The following is a 16036-nucleotide window of genomic DNA, read 5'->3' on the forward strand; positions in this document are numbered from 1 at the left end:
GTCGCCTGGGAACTACGCGGCCGACCACGACACGGTCAGACCGTGAAGGTCCGCACGGCACCACCCGGCGCCGCACGGTCCGGCCGGGAGCGACCCCCGCGGATCACCTCGACCCGGCGGCCACCAGCTCGATGATCTTCGGCGCGTGGTCCACGATGAAGAAGTGCCCGCCGGGGAACTCGACCAGCTCGCACGGGCCCGTGGTGTGCGTCGCCCAGTCCTGGGCCTCCGCGACGGTGGTGTGGGCGTCCTCGGTGCCGATCAGCGCGGTGATGGGCACCTCGAGCGGGTCGCCCGCGGCGAAGCGGTAGGTCTCGACCGCGCGGTAATCGGCGCGCACGGCCGGCAGGATCATCGCCCGGACCTCGGGTTCACGCAGCAGCCGGGCGTCCGTGCCGCCGAGGGCGGCGATTTCGGTGGCCAGGCCGTCGTCGTCGAGCTGGTGCACACGGCCCGAGCGGCTCAGCGCCGGTGAGGGACGGCCGGAGGCGACCAGGCGGGTCAGCCGGAACCGCGGCTCGCCGGCCAGCCGGCGGGCCACCTCGAACGCGACGACCGCGCCCATGCTGTGCCCGAAGAACGTGAGCGGCCGGTCCAGAAGTCCCGGCAGCGCGGTGGAAATCCCGTCCGCCAGGTCGGCGATCCGGTCCATCGGCGGCTCGTGGCGCCGGTCCTGCCGGCCCGGGTACTGCACGGCCACCACGTCGACCTCCGGGGCCAGCGCGAGTGCCATCGGCTTGAAGAACGGGGCGGAGCCACCGGCGTGCGGGAAGCACACCACCCGGTGGGCCGCCCCGCCGGCGTCGGCGAACCGCCGGAACCAGAGGCCGTCGTCGGTCGAAGTCACGCGCTCTCCTGCGTCTCGTCGAGCCAGGCACGAACCGCTTGTGCCGTGACGCCGGCGTTCTTTTCCATGATCTCGTAGTGATCGCCGACCGAGTCGGCCGTGTGCGACACCGCGTCGAAGGATGCCTGCCAGTCGCCGGTCATCCCGCGCATCGGCGCCGAGGCCCGCACCAGCAGCGACGGGAACGGCATCGGCGCCGGTTTCCAGTCCGCGAAGGTCTCGAAGTACCAGGTGTGAGCCGAAAGCCGGGTGCCGTCGAGCGGCGCGGCCGGGTTTTCCCGCTCGCGCATGTGCTCGAACACTTCACGCTGGAAGTCGGCGAAGTAGCTGGTGCCGTCGTTGAGCTCGTAGGTGTCCACGAGGACGAGACCCACGGGCGCGTGGCCCCGGTCCGCGAGGACCAGCGCCAGCTCGTGGGCCAGGATTCCGCCCGAGGAGTAGCCGCCGAGGACCACCGGCCCGCGGCCGGCGTGCCGCTCGGCCGCGTCCGCGAGCACCTCGACCACCGTTCGCCGGTCGGCCGGCAGCCGCTCGCCTTCGGCGAAGCCGGGCAGCTCGAACGACGACACGGTGGTGCCCGGCAACGCCTCGGCGAACCGCGCGTACAGGTGCGGCCCGGTCAGGGCGACCAGCGGCGGCACCAAGAGGAGCCGCGGCCCGTCCCCCGGCGCGGAGAGCGCCGCGATCCGCACCCCACCGTCCAGTTCGGACACCGAGCTGAACCTCGGGCGCAGCTTCGCGACGGTGCGCGCGAGCGCGACCCCTTCGTCCACACGCCCGGCCTCCACCGCGTGCCAGAAGGCCTGGCCCAGCACGTCGAACGAACCCGCGGCGGTGGGCGGGGGGCTCGGCTGGGCGCTGCCGACGGCGTGGTTCAGGTAGTCGACCAGGTCCGCCGGCGTCTCGTGGTCGAAGATCACCGTCGCCGGTAACCGCAGCCCGACGAGCTTGCCGAGGCGGTTGCGCAGCTCGATCGACGTCAGCGAGTCCATGCCGAACTCCTTGAACGCCACGGTGAGGTCGACCTCGCCCGGCGTCGCGTACCCGAGCACCTCCGCCAGCTGGGCGCGGACCAGGTCGGCCACCGACCCGGCCCCGCCACCGAAGTCCGGTGTGGACGGTGCTTCGGATCGCACGGGTGGCGGCGTGACCAGCGCTTCGAGCAGCCGGTACGGACGGGTGGACCGGGCCGTGCGGTCGAGCCGGGTAGCGGCGACGAGTGCTTCGTCCACGGTGAGGGCCCGGTCGAACAACGCGAACCCCTGCGCCGCGGTCATCGGGGCCAGTCCCGCGCTCGCCAGCCGCCGCAGGTCCTGATCGGACAGTGTGCCGGTCATGCCGCCCTGCTCCGACCACGCGCCCCAGGCCAGCGACTGCGCGGGCAGGCCGAGCGCCCGCCGGTGCTGGGCGAAGGCGTCCAGGAAGGTGTTGGCGGCGGCGTAGTTGCCCTGCCCGGCCGCGCCCAGCAGGCCCGACAGGGACGAGAACACCACGAAGGCGGACAGTTCGGTGCCCTGGGTCAGCTCGTGCAGGTGCCACGCGCCGCGCACCTTCGGCGCCAGCACGCGGTCGACGGCTTCCGGCGTCAGCGATTCGATCGTCGCGTCGGCCAGCACACCCGCGGCGTGCACGACAGCGGTCACCGGACCGTGGTCGGCCAGCACCGCGGCCAGATCGTCGCGGTCACCCACGTCGCAGGCCACCAGCGCGACCTCGGCACCGAGCTCGGTCAGCTCGGCCCGCAACCCCTGCGCACCGGCCGCCCGCGGCCCCTGCCGGCTGACCAGCAGCAGGCGATCGGCGCCGTGGCGGTTCACCAGGTGCCGGGCCAGCGCGGCGCCCAGCCCGCTGGTGCCGCCGGTGATCAGCACGGTTCCCCGGTTCCAGCGATCGGGCTCCGGGGAGGACTCGGCGGCCGGCTCCAGCCGGGGCACCACGATCCGGTCACCGCGGACCGCGAGCTGCGGCTCCGTCGTCGCCAGCGCGGACGCCAGCACGGCGGGTGCGGGCGGTTCGTCGTGGTCGACGAGAACGAAGCGATCCGGGTGCTCCGCCTGCGCCGACCGCACCAGGCCCCACACCGCGGCGGCGGCGAGGTCCGGACCCGGCTCGGCGCCGGTCGTGCGCACGGCGCCGCGGGTCTGGAACACCAGGCGGCTCTTGGCCAGTACGGGATTCGCCAGCCAGGCCCGCAGCAGCGCCAAGACCTCGACCGTGCTCTCCCGCACGGCCTCGACGATGTCGGCGCCCGGCTCGGCGGCGCGTTCGTGCAGCGGAACCAGCACTACCTCGGGGGCCGGGCCGGCGAACCCGGCCAGCTCCTGCGGCTCCCGCACGCGGACCACGTCGAGCTCGCGGCCCGGCCGGGTGTCCGCGGCGACCCAGCCCAGGCGCAGGAGCGCCCCGGCTTCGGGCGGTCCGGTGTGGCCGACCGGCGTCGCGACGTCCGGCCAGTAACGCCGACGCTGGAACGCGTAGGTGGGCAGATCCACGTGCCGGCCCGGGACCCCGATCACGGCGGACCAGTCCACGCCGGCACCCGCGGTGTGCAGGTGCGCGACGGCGGCCACGGCACCGACGGCCTCGTCCTGGTCCTTGCGGACCGCGGGCACCACGGTCACCCGGTCCGGGTCGAGGTCGGCGTTGATCATCGGCGACAGGGTGGCGCGGGGGCCGGCTTCGAGGAACACCGTGGTGCCGTTCTTCTCGAGCGTGGCCACACCCTCGGCGAACCGCACCGGCTCGCGCGCGTGCCGCACCCAGTGGTCCACAGTGGCCACGTCGGCACCGGCCAGAGCGGACACCAGCGGGATCACCGGCTCGTGCAGAGCGATTCCCTCGACGACCGCCCGGAACCGGGCCAGCATCGGATCCATGAGCGCCGAGTGGAACGCGTGGCTCACCCGCAACCGCGTGCTCCGGTGGCCCTGCTCCCCCAGCACCCGCTGAAGGTGCTCGATCGCGTCACCCGCGCCGGACACCACCACGGACTCGGCGGCGTTCACAGCCGCGAGGTCGACGTCGTGGCCGGCGAGCACGCCCGCGAGTTCGGCTTCCCCGGCGGCGACGGCCAGCATCGCGCCACCGCTCGGCAACGCCTGCATCAACCCGGCCCGCGCGGCCACGAGCGTGCACGCGTCCCGCAGGGAGAACACCCCGGCCGCGTGCGCCGCGCCGATCTCCCCGATCGAGTGCCCCATCACGAAGTCCGGCCGCACCCCCCACGACCCCACAAGCCGGAACCACGCGGTCTGCCACGCGAACAGCGCGGGCTGGGTGCACCCCGTCCGATCCAGCAGGTCCGGGTCCGCGAACATCACGTCCCGCAACGGCTTTTCCAACCCCAGCAAGGGATCCAGCAGCGCGCACACCTCGTCGAGGGCCTCGGCGAACACCGGGAACCGGGCCGAGAGAGCGCGGCCCATGCCCACCCGTTGCGCACCCTGCCCGGAGAAGACGACCGCGACCCGGCCCACCGCGCCCGCCGTCGCGGACACCACCGCCGGATCCGCGGCACCGGCGGCCAGCGACCGCAGCCCCGACAGCGCCTCGGCTCGATCCGCGGCCACGACCACCGCCCGGTGGTCGAAACTCGAACGCGTGGTCACCGTCGACCACGCCAGGTCCGTCACCCCCAGCCCGGGTTCCCGCTCGAGCAACGCCGTGAGCCGGTGCGCCTGCTCCCGCAGTGCCGCCGCCGAACGGCCCGACACCAGCACCGGCTTGGGCGCCCCGTCGTCCGGGGTCGCCGGCGGTGCCGAAAACTCGGGCGCCTGCTCGAGCACCACGTGGGCGTTCGTGCCGCTGATGCCGAACCCCGATACCCCGGCCCGGCGCGGCCGGCCCGTCTCCGGCCACGGGACCTGCTCGGTCAGCAGCCGCACCGACCCGGCGCTCCAGTCCACGTGCGTGGTCGGGCGGTCCACGTGCAGTGTCCGCGGCAGCACCCCGTGACGCATGGCTTGCGTCATCTTGACGATGCCCGCGATCCCCGCCGCCGCCTGGACGTGCCCGATGTTGGACTTCACCGACCCGAGCCACAGCGGATGCCCGTTTTCGCGGCCCTGCCCGAGGGTGGCGAGCAGCGCCTGGGCCTCGATCGGGTCCCCGAGCCGGGTGCCGGTGCCGTGGGCCTCGGCGACGTCGATCTCCGGCGCGGACAGCCCGGCGTTGGCCAGCGCGTCGCGGATGACCCGTTGCTGCGAAGGGCCGTTGGGCGCGGTGAGCCCGTTGGACGCGCCGTCCTGGTTCACCGCCGAACCCCGCACCAGAGCCAGCACCCGGTGCCCCAGCTCCTGTGCGCGGGACAGCCGCTCGACGACCAGGACGCCGGCGCCCTCGGCGAAACCCGCACCGTCGGCGGCCTCGGCGAAGGACTTGCAGCGGCCGTCGGGCGCCAGCCCGCCCTGCAGCGAGAAGTCGATGAACACCTCCGGGGTGGACATCACCGAGACGCCGCCGACCAGTGCCAGGTCGCACTCACCGAGCCGGAGCGACTGGCCGGCCCAGTGCAGGGCGACCAGCGACGCCGAGCACGCGGTGTCCACCGTGACCGCGGGACCCTCGAGGCCCAGCAGGTAGGAGACCCGCCCCGACAGCACGCTCGAAGAGCTCCCGGTGAGCAGGTACCCCTCGAGCTCGTCGCGGGCTTTGAGCGAGGTGTGCACGTAGTCCTGCGAGTTCGACCCGACGAACACGCCGGTGCGGCTGCCGCGCAGCACTTCGGGCCGGATGCCAGCCCGTTCCAGGGCTTCCCAGGCGGTCTCCAGCAGCAGCCGCTGCTGGGGGTCCATCGCCTTCGCCTCACGCGGCGGGATGCCGAAGAACCCGGCGTCGAACTCGGCGGCGTCGTGCAGGAAGCCGCCGCGCCCGGTGGCCGAACCGCCGGCCCGCAAGCCGGCGGCGTCCCAGCCGCGGTCGGTGGGGAACTCGGACGTGACGTCCCGGCCACCGGCCACCACGTCCCACAGCTGCTCGGGTGAGCTCACCTCACCCGGGAACCGGCAGCCCATCCCGACGATCGCGATCGGTTCGCGCAGGACGGCTTCGGTCTCGTGCAGGCGATCGCGCGTCTCGCGCAGTTCGGTGATCGCCCGTTTCAGGAAGTGCCGGAGCTTTTCCTGCTCGTCGCTCATGCTTTCTCCTCCGAAGTCAGGAAATCCCGAATTCCTTGCCCATGAGTTCGAACAGCTGGTCGTCGCTCGCCTCGTCCAGCGCGGCACCGGACTCCGGCTCCTCGGACCGCCATTCGCTCAGCAGCTGCTGCAACCGGTCGGCGATCAGCGCCCGCTCGGCCCCGGCCACCTCGACCGACCGAAGCTCCGATTCCAGGGCCGTCACCTTGCCCAGCAGCACGGAGTTCTCCGCCCGCCCGGCCTCGCCCAGCAGCTCGTCGAGCAGGTGCTGCGCGAGGTCGGTGGGTGTCGGGTAGTCGAAGACCAGCGTGCGGGGCAGGTCCAGCCCCGTGGCCATGCTCAGGATGTTGCGCAGTTCCACCGCGGTCAGGGAATCGAACCCCAGGTCCCGGAACGCCCGGTTCTCCGGGATCGGCTCGGCATCGGTGTAACCGAGTACGGCCGCGAGCTGCACGCGCAGGAGGTCGAGGACCGCCCGCAGCCGGTCGGCGTGGGACAGCCCGCCCAGCCGGGCGCGCAGCCGCACCGCCGGGTCGATCGCCAGCCCGGCGTCCTCCCGCGGCACCGCCTGTCGCACCTCCGGCAGATCACCGAGCAGGGCGCTCGGGCGGGCCGCGGTGAAGATGGCCAAGAACTGCTTCCAGTCCACGTCGGCGAGCACGGCCGTGGTGTCCCCGCGTTCGAGCACCCGCCGCAGGCCCTCCACCGCCATCAACGGCGAGACGCCGATCAGATCGAAGGTGCGGAGGCTGCGCCGGCTCGCGCCCTCGCCGCGGCCGTCGCATGCGAGGGAGGTGGCGGGCAGCCCCTGTGCCCGGCGGTACTGGGCCAGCCCGTCGAGGTAGGCGTTGGCCGCCGCGTACGTGCCGAGTCCGACCCCGCCCACGGTCCCGATGACCGAGGAGACCAGCACGAACATCGAGAGGTTCAGGTCCCGGGTGAGCTCGTGCAGCACCACGGCGCCGTCGACCTTGGGCCGGAACACGGTGGCCAGCTCCTCGCCGGTCACGCCGTCGATCGTGCCGCCCTGCAGCACACCCGCCGCGTGCACCACGCCCGCCAGCGGGTACTCCGCCGGAATCGCGGCGAGCGTCTTCGCCATCGCTTCCCGGTCGGCGACGTCACCCGCCACGAAGGTCACCCGCGCACCGAGCGCGCCCAGCTCCGCCTCCAGCTCCTGCGCGCCCGGCGCCAGTGATCCGCGTCGGCTCACGAGCACGAGGTGCGCCACCCCGCCCGCGGCGAGCCACCGGGCGGTCTGCGCGCCCAGCGCACCGGTCCCGCCCGTGACGAGCACACTGCCGTCGGCGGGCATCTCCCACGTGGGGTCGGCGACCGGATCGACCGCCCGGTGCGCCAGCCGCCGGGCCCAGGTCCCGGACGGCCGCACCGCCAGCTGGTCCTCGCTCCCGCCGCCGGACACCAGGACCGCCGCGACCTGCCCGGCGACCGCGGCCGGGTCGGCGGATTCGAGGACGTCGACGAGGCCGCCCCAGCGCTGGGCGTGCTCCACCGCCGCGGTCCGGCCCCAGCCCCACACCGCGGTCTGCGCCGGACGCGAAACCTCCCGCGCGTCGTCGACGCCGACCGCGCCCCGGGTCACACACCACACGGGGGCCGGCACCGCGGCGTCGCCCAGCGCCTGCACCAGGCGCGCCGTCAGCACCAGACCCACCGGCACGTGACTGTCCTCATCGGACGCCTCGTCGCGCCAAGCCAGGAACGAGACGACCCCGGCGGGTGCGTCGCCGAGCGCCGTGATCCGCGCGGCCAGTGCCGCGCGTTCCGCGTCCTCCGGGCGGACCACTTCGGTGGTCACCTCCGCACCCGCGTCGGTCAGTTGTCGGTGAAGGCCGGTGATCACCGGGTCGTCCTCGTGCCCGGCCGGCACGACCACCCACCACGAACCGGGGGTACCGGCCGGTGCCGGTGGTGCGGCCGAGGTCCAGGTGACCTCGTAACCGGCCCCGGCCAACGTGGCCTGCTCCTCCTGCCGGCGCCGCCACGAGGCCAAGGCGGGCAGCAGCGGGGCCAGTGACGATTCCTCGAGGGACAGCTCCGCCGCGAGGCGCGTGGTGTCCCCGCCGTCGACCGCGGCCCAGAACTGGGCGTCCACTTCGGACCCCGGGTGGACGACGGCCGGCTCGGCGGTGATCTCGGGCCAGTAGCGCTGGTGCTGGAACGCGTACGTCGGCAGGTCCACCGTGCGCCCGCCGGAGAAGACCGCAGACCAGTCGACGCCCACGCCCGCGGTCTGCAGGGTGGCCAGCGAGGTCAGCAACCGGTGCGCGGATCCCTGGCCGCGGCGCAGGGTGCCGGTCACGACGGCGTCGGCCCCGGCCGCCTCGACCGTCTCGCCGAGGGGAACCGTGGTCACCGGGTGGGCGCTCACCTCCACGAAGGCGTGGTGCCCTTCGGCCAGCAAGGTCCGCACGGAGGGTTCGAACAGCACGGGCCGCAACGCGTTCTGGTACCAGTACCCGGCGTCGAGCTCGGCACCGTCCAGCCAGCCGGCGTGCACCGTGGAGAAGAAGCGAAGGTCACCCGCGCGCGGCTTCACCGGGGCGAGCAGCTCCAGCAGCCGCTCCCGGTACGGCGCCACGCGGTCGCAGTGCGTCGCGATCGAAGCCGGCACCCAGCGGGCCCGGATGCCGTCGGCCTCGCAGCCGGCCATGAACCGGCGCAGCGTCTCGGTGTCACCGGCGACGCCGACCGAGGTGGGCCCGTTGATCCCGGCGATGGCGAGGCCGTCGACGAGTCGCTCCCGAACCTCCTCGACGGGCAGGGACACCAGCGCCACCCCGCCGCCGCCGACCATCGCGGAGAGCACCTGGCTGCGAAGGGCGATCACCCGCGCACCGTCCTCGAGGGACAGCGCACCCGCGAAACACGCTGCGGCGATCTCGCCCTGACTGTGCCCGATCACGGCGTCGGGTTCGACGCCGTAGGACCGCCACACCTTCGCCAGCGAAAGGTTCATCGCCCACAGCACGGGCTGGACCACGTCGAGGCGGGCCAGTGTGTCCGCACTGTCGGCGTCGGTGAGCAGCTCGGTCAGCGACCAGGACACCCACGGCGCCAACGCGTCCTGACACTCCTGAATGGACTCTCGGAACACGGCCGAGGTCGCCAGGAGCTCCCGGCCCATGCCGGCCCACTGGGATCCCTGACCCGGGAACACGAACACCACGCCCCCGGCGCCGGTCACCTCCCCGGTCACCACGGCCGCCCCGGGCTCACCCGCGGCCAGCGCCCGCAGCCCGGACAGCGCCTCCTCCCGGTCGGCGGCCACCACGGCCGCGCGGTGGTCGAACGCCGACCGCGTCGTGGCCAGCGACCACGCCACATCCGACAAGGCGAGGTCGGTGTCCCGCTCGACGAGCTCGACCAGCCGGGCCGCCTGCTCCCGCACCGCGGGCGCGGTCTGCCCCGAAACCACCACCGGCACCGGCCCCGTCGCCACGGCCCCGGCCGCCGGTTCTTCCTGCGGGGGCGCCTGTTCCAGGATGATGTGGGCGTTGGTGCCGCTGATGCCGAACCCGGACACACCCGCCCGGCGCGGCCGGCCGGTCTCCGGCCACGGGATCTGCTCGGTCAGCACGCGCACGGCTCCGGCCTCCCAGTCCACGTGCGTGGTGGGTTCGTCCACGTGCAGTGTCCGCGGCAGGACACCGTGCCGGATGGCCTGCACCATCTTGATGATCCCGGCGGCCCCGGCCGCGGCCTGGGCGTGCCCGATGTTGGACTTCACCGACCCGATCCACACCGGGTGGCCGGCTTCGCGCCCCTGCCCCACCGTCTCCAGCACCGCGTGCGCTTCGATCGGGTCGCCCAGGCGCGTGCCGGTGCCGTGCGCCTCCACGGCGTCGATCTCCGCCGGCCGCACGCCGGCGCGGGCCAGCGCGTCCTTGATCACCCGCCGCTGGGACGACCCGTTGGGCGCGGTCAGGCCGTTCGACGCGCCGTCCTGGTTCATCGCCGAGCCGCGCACCACCGCGAGCACCCGGTGCCCGCGCTCCCGCGCCGTCGAGAGGCGCTCGACCGCGAGCACCCCCACGCCTTCGGCGAACCCGGTGCCGTCCGCGGTCTCCGCGAACGCCTTGCACCGGCCGTCCACCGACAGCACCTTCTGCCGGCTCAGGCCCACGAACACCCGCGGCTGCGACATCACGGACACACCGCCGACCACGGCCAGGTCGCATTCACCGGACCGCAGCGACTGCGTGGCCAGGTGCAACGCCACCAGCGACGACGAGCACGCCGTGTCGATCGTGACCGCGGGGCCTTCGAGCCCCAGCGAATAGGCGATCCGGCCGGAGATCACGCTCGAGGTGCTGCCGGTCAGCAGGTGCGCTTCCAGCTCGTCGCGCAGCGCGCTCTTCTCGTCCAGGTATCCGTAGTGGGAGGCGCCGACGAACACGCCGGTGCGGCTTCCCTTCAGCGATCGGGGATCGATGCCCGCGCGTTCGAGGGCCTCCCACGTGGTTTCGAGCAGCAGCCGCTGCTGCGGGTCCATGGCGAGTGCCTCGCGCGGTGAAATCCCGAAGAAGCCCGCGTCGAACTCCGCCGCGTCGTAGAGGAACCCGCCCACGAGGGTGTCGGAGTCGCCGTCGCGCAACGCGGCCAGATCCCAGCCGCGGTCGGTGGGGAACCCGCCGATCACGTCGCGACCGGCCTCGACCAGGTCCCACAGGTCTTCCGGCGAGCTCACGCCGCCGGGGTACCGGCAGCCCATGCCCACCAGCACGACCGGGTCGTCCTCCCGCGGCGCCAGGACCGGTGTCTCCTCGACGGCCGCGGCCGGGTCGGCCACGAGGTCCGCGAGGAGGGATTCCGACAGCAGGGCCGCGGTGGGGTTGTCGAAGGCGATCGTGGGCGGCAGCCGCAGCCCGGTGAGCTCGTTGAGCCGGTTGCGCAGTTCGATCGAGGCCAGCGAGTCCAGGCCGAGGTCCTTCAACGCCTGGGTGGGCTGCACCTGGTCCGGGGTCGCGTGACCGAGCACGGCGGCGACTTCGGCGCGCACCAGCTCGATCAACCGGCGCAGCCGCTCGGCCGGGGGCAGGGCCGAAAGCCGTTGACCCAGCGAAGTCCCCGCCTTGGCCGGCGCCGCGGCCGCACGCGCGGGTGCGCGGGTGACCAGGGTGTCGAGCAGTCGGGAGGAGGACTGCGGGGACACCGCCGAGCGGTCGAGCCGGGTGGCGGCGAGCACGGGTGCACTCGCGCCCACGGCCTGGTCGAACAGCTCGAGTCCCTGCTCGACGCTCATCGCCGGGAAGCCCGCCCGCGCCATGCGCTGCAGGTCGGCCTCGGACAGCGTGCTGGTCATCCCCGTCTCCTGCGACCACGCGCCCCAGGCCAGCGACACCGCCGGGTGCCCGTGGGCGCGCCGGTGGGCCGCCAGGGCGTCGAGGAACGAGTTGGCCGCGGCGTAGTTGCCCTGACCGGCCGCGCCCAGGAGCCCGGCCATCGACGAGAACGTGACGAACGCCGACAGTCCGGCGTCGCGGGTCAGGTCGTGCAGGTTCCACGTGCCCCGCACCTTGGGTTCCAGCACCCGCGCGAGGGCGTCGGGAGTCAGGGACGTGATCGTCGCGTCCGCGAGCACCCCCGCGGTCTGCACGACGGCGCTCACCGGATGGGCCGCCAGCACAGCGGCCAAGGCGGGTCGGTCGGCGATGTCGCAGGCCGCGACGGTCACGTCCGCACCCAGCTCGGTGAGGTCCGCCTCGAGCGCGGCGGCGCCGGGGGCTTCCGGGCCACGCCTGCTGATCAGCAGCAGGCGGCGCGCACCGCGGGCGGTCACCAGGTGCCGCGCGAGGGCCGCGCCCAGGCCGCCGGTCCCGCCGGTGACGACCACGGTGCCCCGCGTCCACAGGTCCGCCGCGGCTTCCGGCGTCGACGCCGGCACCAGACGGGGCACGCGGAGGCGGCCTTCGCGGAGCGCGAGCTGCGGTTCCCCCGCGGCGACGGCCATGGCCGCGAGTACCTCGGCCGGCGAGCCGTCGTGGTCGACGAGGGTGAACCGGTCGGGGTGTTCGGTCTGGGCGGACCTGACCAGGCCCCACACCGCTGCGGCGGCGAGATCCTCCACCGGCTCGGTGTCGCCGATGCTCACGGCGGCCCGGGTCAGCACCACCAGCCGGGTCTCGGTCAGCTCCGGCCGGGCGAGCCACGCCTGCAGCAGCTCGAGCACCGCCGTCGACAACGCCGTCACCTCTCCGGCGATGTCCTCCCCGCCGCCGCGCACCGGAACCAGCACCAGCTCCGGGACACCCGCGGCCACGAGCTCGGCCAGGTCGCGCACGACGCGACCCGGCTCCGCCGGCAGCTCGCCGAGGCCCGCGTCGAGCGTCGACCAGCTCGGTGAAACCACCTCGGTGACCGGGGCCACGACCGTCCACTCCGGACGCAACAGCGTGCCCGGCGCGGAATCGGCGAGCCGGCCGGCGGTGATCGGGCGCAGCACCAGCGACGCGAGGGTGACCACGGGGGTGCCGACCGGATCGGCGGCCTCGACGGAAACCGTGTCGGGGCCGGTCGCGGTCAGCCGGACCCGCAGTGTGGTCGCGCCGGCCGCGTGCACCGTGACACCACCGAACGAGAAGGGCATCCGGCCGTGCTCGACCGGCGCCAGGTCGGCGAAGACGCTGGCCTGCAACGCCGCGTCGAGCAACGCCGGGTGCAGCCCGAAGCGGCTCACCTGGTCTCGCGCCGTCGACGGCAACGCCACCTCGGCGAACACCTCGGTGTCGCGGGTCCACACGGTCCGCAGGCCCTGGAACACCGGCCCGTAGTCGAACGCCGACTCCCCGGCCACGCCGGCTTGCTCGTAGAACCCGTCGAGGGCCACCGCGACCGCGTCGGCCGGCGGCCACACCTGGTCGGCCCAGCCCATCACGGCCTCGGCCGGCGCGGCGGTGACCGTCGCGCTCGCGTGCCGGGCCCACGGCCGGTCCACCGCGGCGCGCGAGTACACCGACACCGGCCGGTCGCCGTCCCGCTCCGGCGCGCCCACGAGCACCTGCACGTCGATGCCGTCGTGTTCGGGCAGCACCAGCGGTTCGTGCAGCGTGAGGTCGCGGACCTGCGGGCAGCCCACCGCGACGCCGGCGTGGCTCACGAGCTCCACGAAGCCCGTGCCCGGCAGGAGCACGACCCCGTCGGCCGCGTGGTCGGCGAGCCAGGGGTGCGTGTCGAGCGACAGGTGGCCGCTGAAGACCTGCCCGGCCACCCCCGGCAGCGCGACGCCGGCGCCGAGCAGCGGGTGGTCCACCACGTCCAGCCCGGCCGCGCCCACGTCGCCCGCGGGCACCACGACTCCGGGCCAGAACCGTTCGTGCTGGAACGCGTACGTCGGCAGACCGACCCGGCGGCCCTCGGCGGCCATGCCCGCGAACACCGCCGGCCAGTCCGGGTCGCCGCCCGCCGTGTGCAGGTGGGCCAGGGCGGTGACGGCTCCGGTGACCTCGCCCTGGTCCTTGCGGACCGCGGGGATCACGGCCGCGTGCTCGGAGTCGAGCGTGGTGTGGATCATCGCCGAAAGGGCGCTGCTCGGTCCGGCTTCGACGAACACGGTGGCACCCTGCTCGGCCAGCCCGGCCACACCGTCGGCGAACCGCACCGGCTCCCGCACGTGCCGGACCCAATAGTCCACAGTGGATACCTCAGGGCCGGCCATCGCGCCGGTCAGGTTCGAAACCAGGGGAACGGCCGGCTCGTGGAAAGAGATCCCGCCGATCGCCGCGCGGAAGTCGGCCAGCATCGGGTCCATCCGAGCCGAGTGGAACGCGTGGCTGACGCGAAGCCGTGTGGTCTTGTGCCCCCGCTCCCCGAGCACTCGGTCGAGGTCGGCGACGGCGGCCTCGTCGCCCGACAGCACCACCGCGCGCGGGGCGTTCACGGCCGCGATCCCGATGCCGCCAACGCCGGCCAGCACCGGCGCGAGCTCGGCCTCCTCGGCCGCGACCGCCAGCATGGCGCCGCCGGCCGGCAATGCCTGCATGAGGTCGGCCCGCGCCGCGACGAGCGTGCAGGCGTCTTCGAGAGAGACACACCGGCCGCGTGCGCCGCGGCGATCTCACCGATGGAGTGGCCCAGCACGAAGTCCGGACGGATCCCCCACGAGACCAGCAGCCGGAACCACGCCGTCTGCCACGCGAACAGCGCCGGCTGCGTGTAGCCCGTCTGATCCAGCAGCGCCGCGTCCGACGTCCCCGCTTCGGCGAACATCACCGTGCGCAGTGGCTTTTCCCCCGCCAGCAGAGGATCCAGCAGCGCGCACACCTCGCCCAGGGCGTCGGCGAACACCGGGAACCGCGCCGCCAGCGCCCGCCCCATCCCCGCCCGCTGCGCGCCCTGCCCGGAGAACACCACCGCGACCCGGCCCAGACCGCGAGCCACGTTCGACACCACGGCCGGGTCGGCCGCGTCCTCGGCCAGTGCCCGCAGACCCGAGAGCACCTCGGACCGGTCCGCGGCCACCACGACCGCACGGTGGTCGAGACTCGAGCGGGTCGTCGCCGCCGACCAGGCCAGATCGGCCACCGTCAGCTCGGGGTCGGCCGCCACCCAGGCCGCCAACCGCTCCGCCTGGGCGCGCAGCGCCGCCGCCGACCGGCCCGACACCAGCACCGGCTTCGGCGCGCCGTCGTCCGGGGTCGGCGCCGCCTCGGCGACCTCGGGCGCCTGCTCGAGGATCACGTGGGCGTTCGTGCCGCTGATCCCGAACCCCGACACCCCGGCCCGGCGCGGGCGACCCGTCTCCGGCCACGGGATCTGCTCCGTCAGCAGCCGCACGTCGCCGACACTCCAGTCCACGTGCGTGCTGGGGCGGTCGACGTGCAGGGTCTTCGGCAGCACGCCGTAGCGCATCGCCTCCACCATCTTGATCACGCCCGCCACCCCGGACGCGACCTCGGTGTGCCCGATGTTCGACTTCACCGAGCCGATCCACAGTGGACGGCCGGCTTCCCGGCCCTGTCCCAGGGTGGCCAGCAGGGCTTGGGCTTCGATCGGGTCCCCGAGCCGGGTGCCGGTGCCGTGGGCCTCGACCGCGTCGATCTCCAGCGGCGACACGCCGGAGCGGGCGAGGGCGTCGCGGATGAGGCGCTGCTGCGAAGGGCCGCTGGGCGCGGTGAGCCCGTTGGACGCGCCGTCCTGGTTCACCGCCGAGCCCTTCACCACCGCCAGCACCCGGTGGCCGAGCTCCTGCGCGGTGGAGAGCCGCTCGACCACGATCACGCCGACGCCTTCGGCCCACCCGGTCCCGTCGGCGGCCTCGGCGAACGACTTGCACCGCCCGTCCTCGGCCAGCCCGCCGTGGCGGGTGAACTCGACGAACACGTCCGGGGTGGACATCACCGTGACACCACCCACCAGCGCCAGATCGCTCTCCCCCAGCCGCAGCGACTGCGCGGCGAGGTGCAGCGCGACCAACGACGACGAGCTCGCGGTGTCCACCGTGACCGAGGGACCTTCCAACCCCAGCAGGTAGGAGATGCGCCCCGACATCACGCTCGCCGTGCCGCCGGTCAGCCGGTAGCCCTCGAGGCCAGGGGCCTTGGCGGTCTTCTCCTCCAGGTAGCTGCGGGTGGTGCCGCCGACGAACACGCCGGTCCGCGTCTCCTTCAGCGACCCGGTCGGGATCCCGGCACGCTCGAAGGCCTCCCACGCGGTCTCCAGGAGGATCCGCTGCTGCGGGTCCATCGCGAGAGCCTCGCGCGGGGAGATCCCGAAGAACGCCGCGTCGAACCGCGTGGCGTCGTACACGAACCCGCCGAGCTGGGTGGCCGAGCCGCCGCCGCGCAACGCGGCCAGGTCCCAGCCGCGGTCGGTGGGGAAACCGGCGATCGCGTCCCGGCCGTTGACGACGACGTCCCACAGGTCGTCCGGGGAGTTCACGTCACCGGGGAAGCGGCACGCCATCCCCACGATGGCGAGCGGCTCCCGGCTCGCCGACTCCACCTCGGTGAGCTGCCGGCGGGTCTGGAGCAGTTCTTCGGTGGCCCGCTTGAGATAGTCGCGAAGCTTGTCTGCGTCTGACATGGATCTCCGT

Annotated in this window: 1 protein-coding gene and 2 pseudogenes; all 3 read right to left on the reverse strand. The window is 74.0% G+C overall.

What is annotated here, in order from left to right; all coding sequences use genetic code 11:
- Positions 1-103: 103 nt before the first annotated feature.
- A complete protein-coding gene (locus VSH64_RS21285) occupies positions 104-847 on the reverse strand; it encodes a thioesterase II family protein (RefSeq protein WP_326837394.1) in 744 nt (247 codons plus the stop codon).
- A pseudogene (locus tag VSH64_RS21290) lies at positions 844-5892 on the reverse strand (SDR family NAD(P)-dependent oxidoreductase); the annotation flags it as partial. The pseudogene VSH64_RS21290 and the gene VSH64_RS21285, both read right to left, overlap by 4 nt.
- A gap of 109 nt (positions 5893-6001) precedes the next feature.
- Positions 6002-16030, reverse strand: a pseudogene (locus tag VSH64_RS21295) (beta-ketoacyl synthase N-terminal-like domain-containing protein); the annotation flags it as partial.
- Positions 16031-16036: the final 6 nt, after the last annotated feature.

It is taken from the genome of Amycolatopsis rhabdoformis (assembly GCF_035918295.1).
GTDB lineage: Bacteria > Actinomycetota > Actinomycetes > Mycobacteriales > Pseudonocardiaceae > Amycolatopsis > Amycolatopsis rhabdoformis.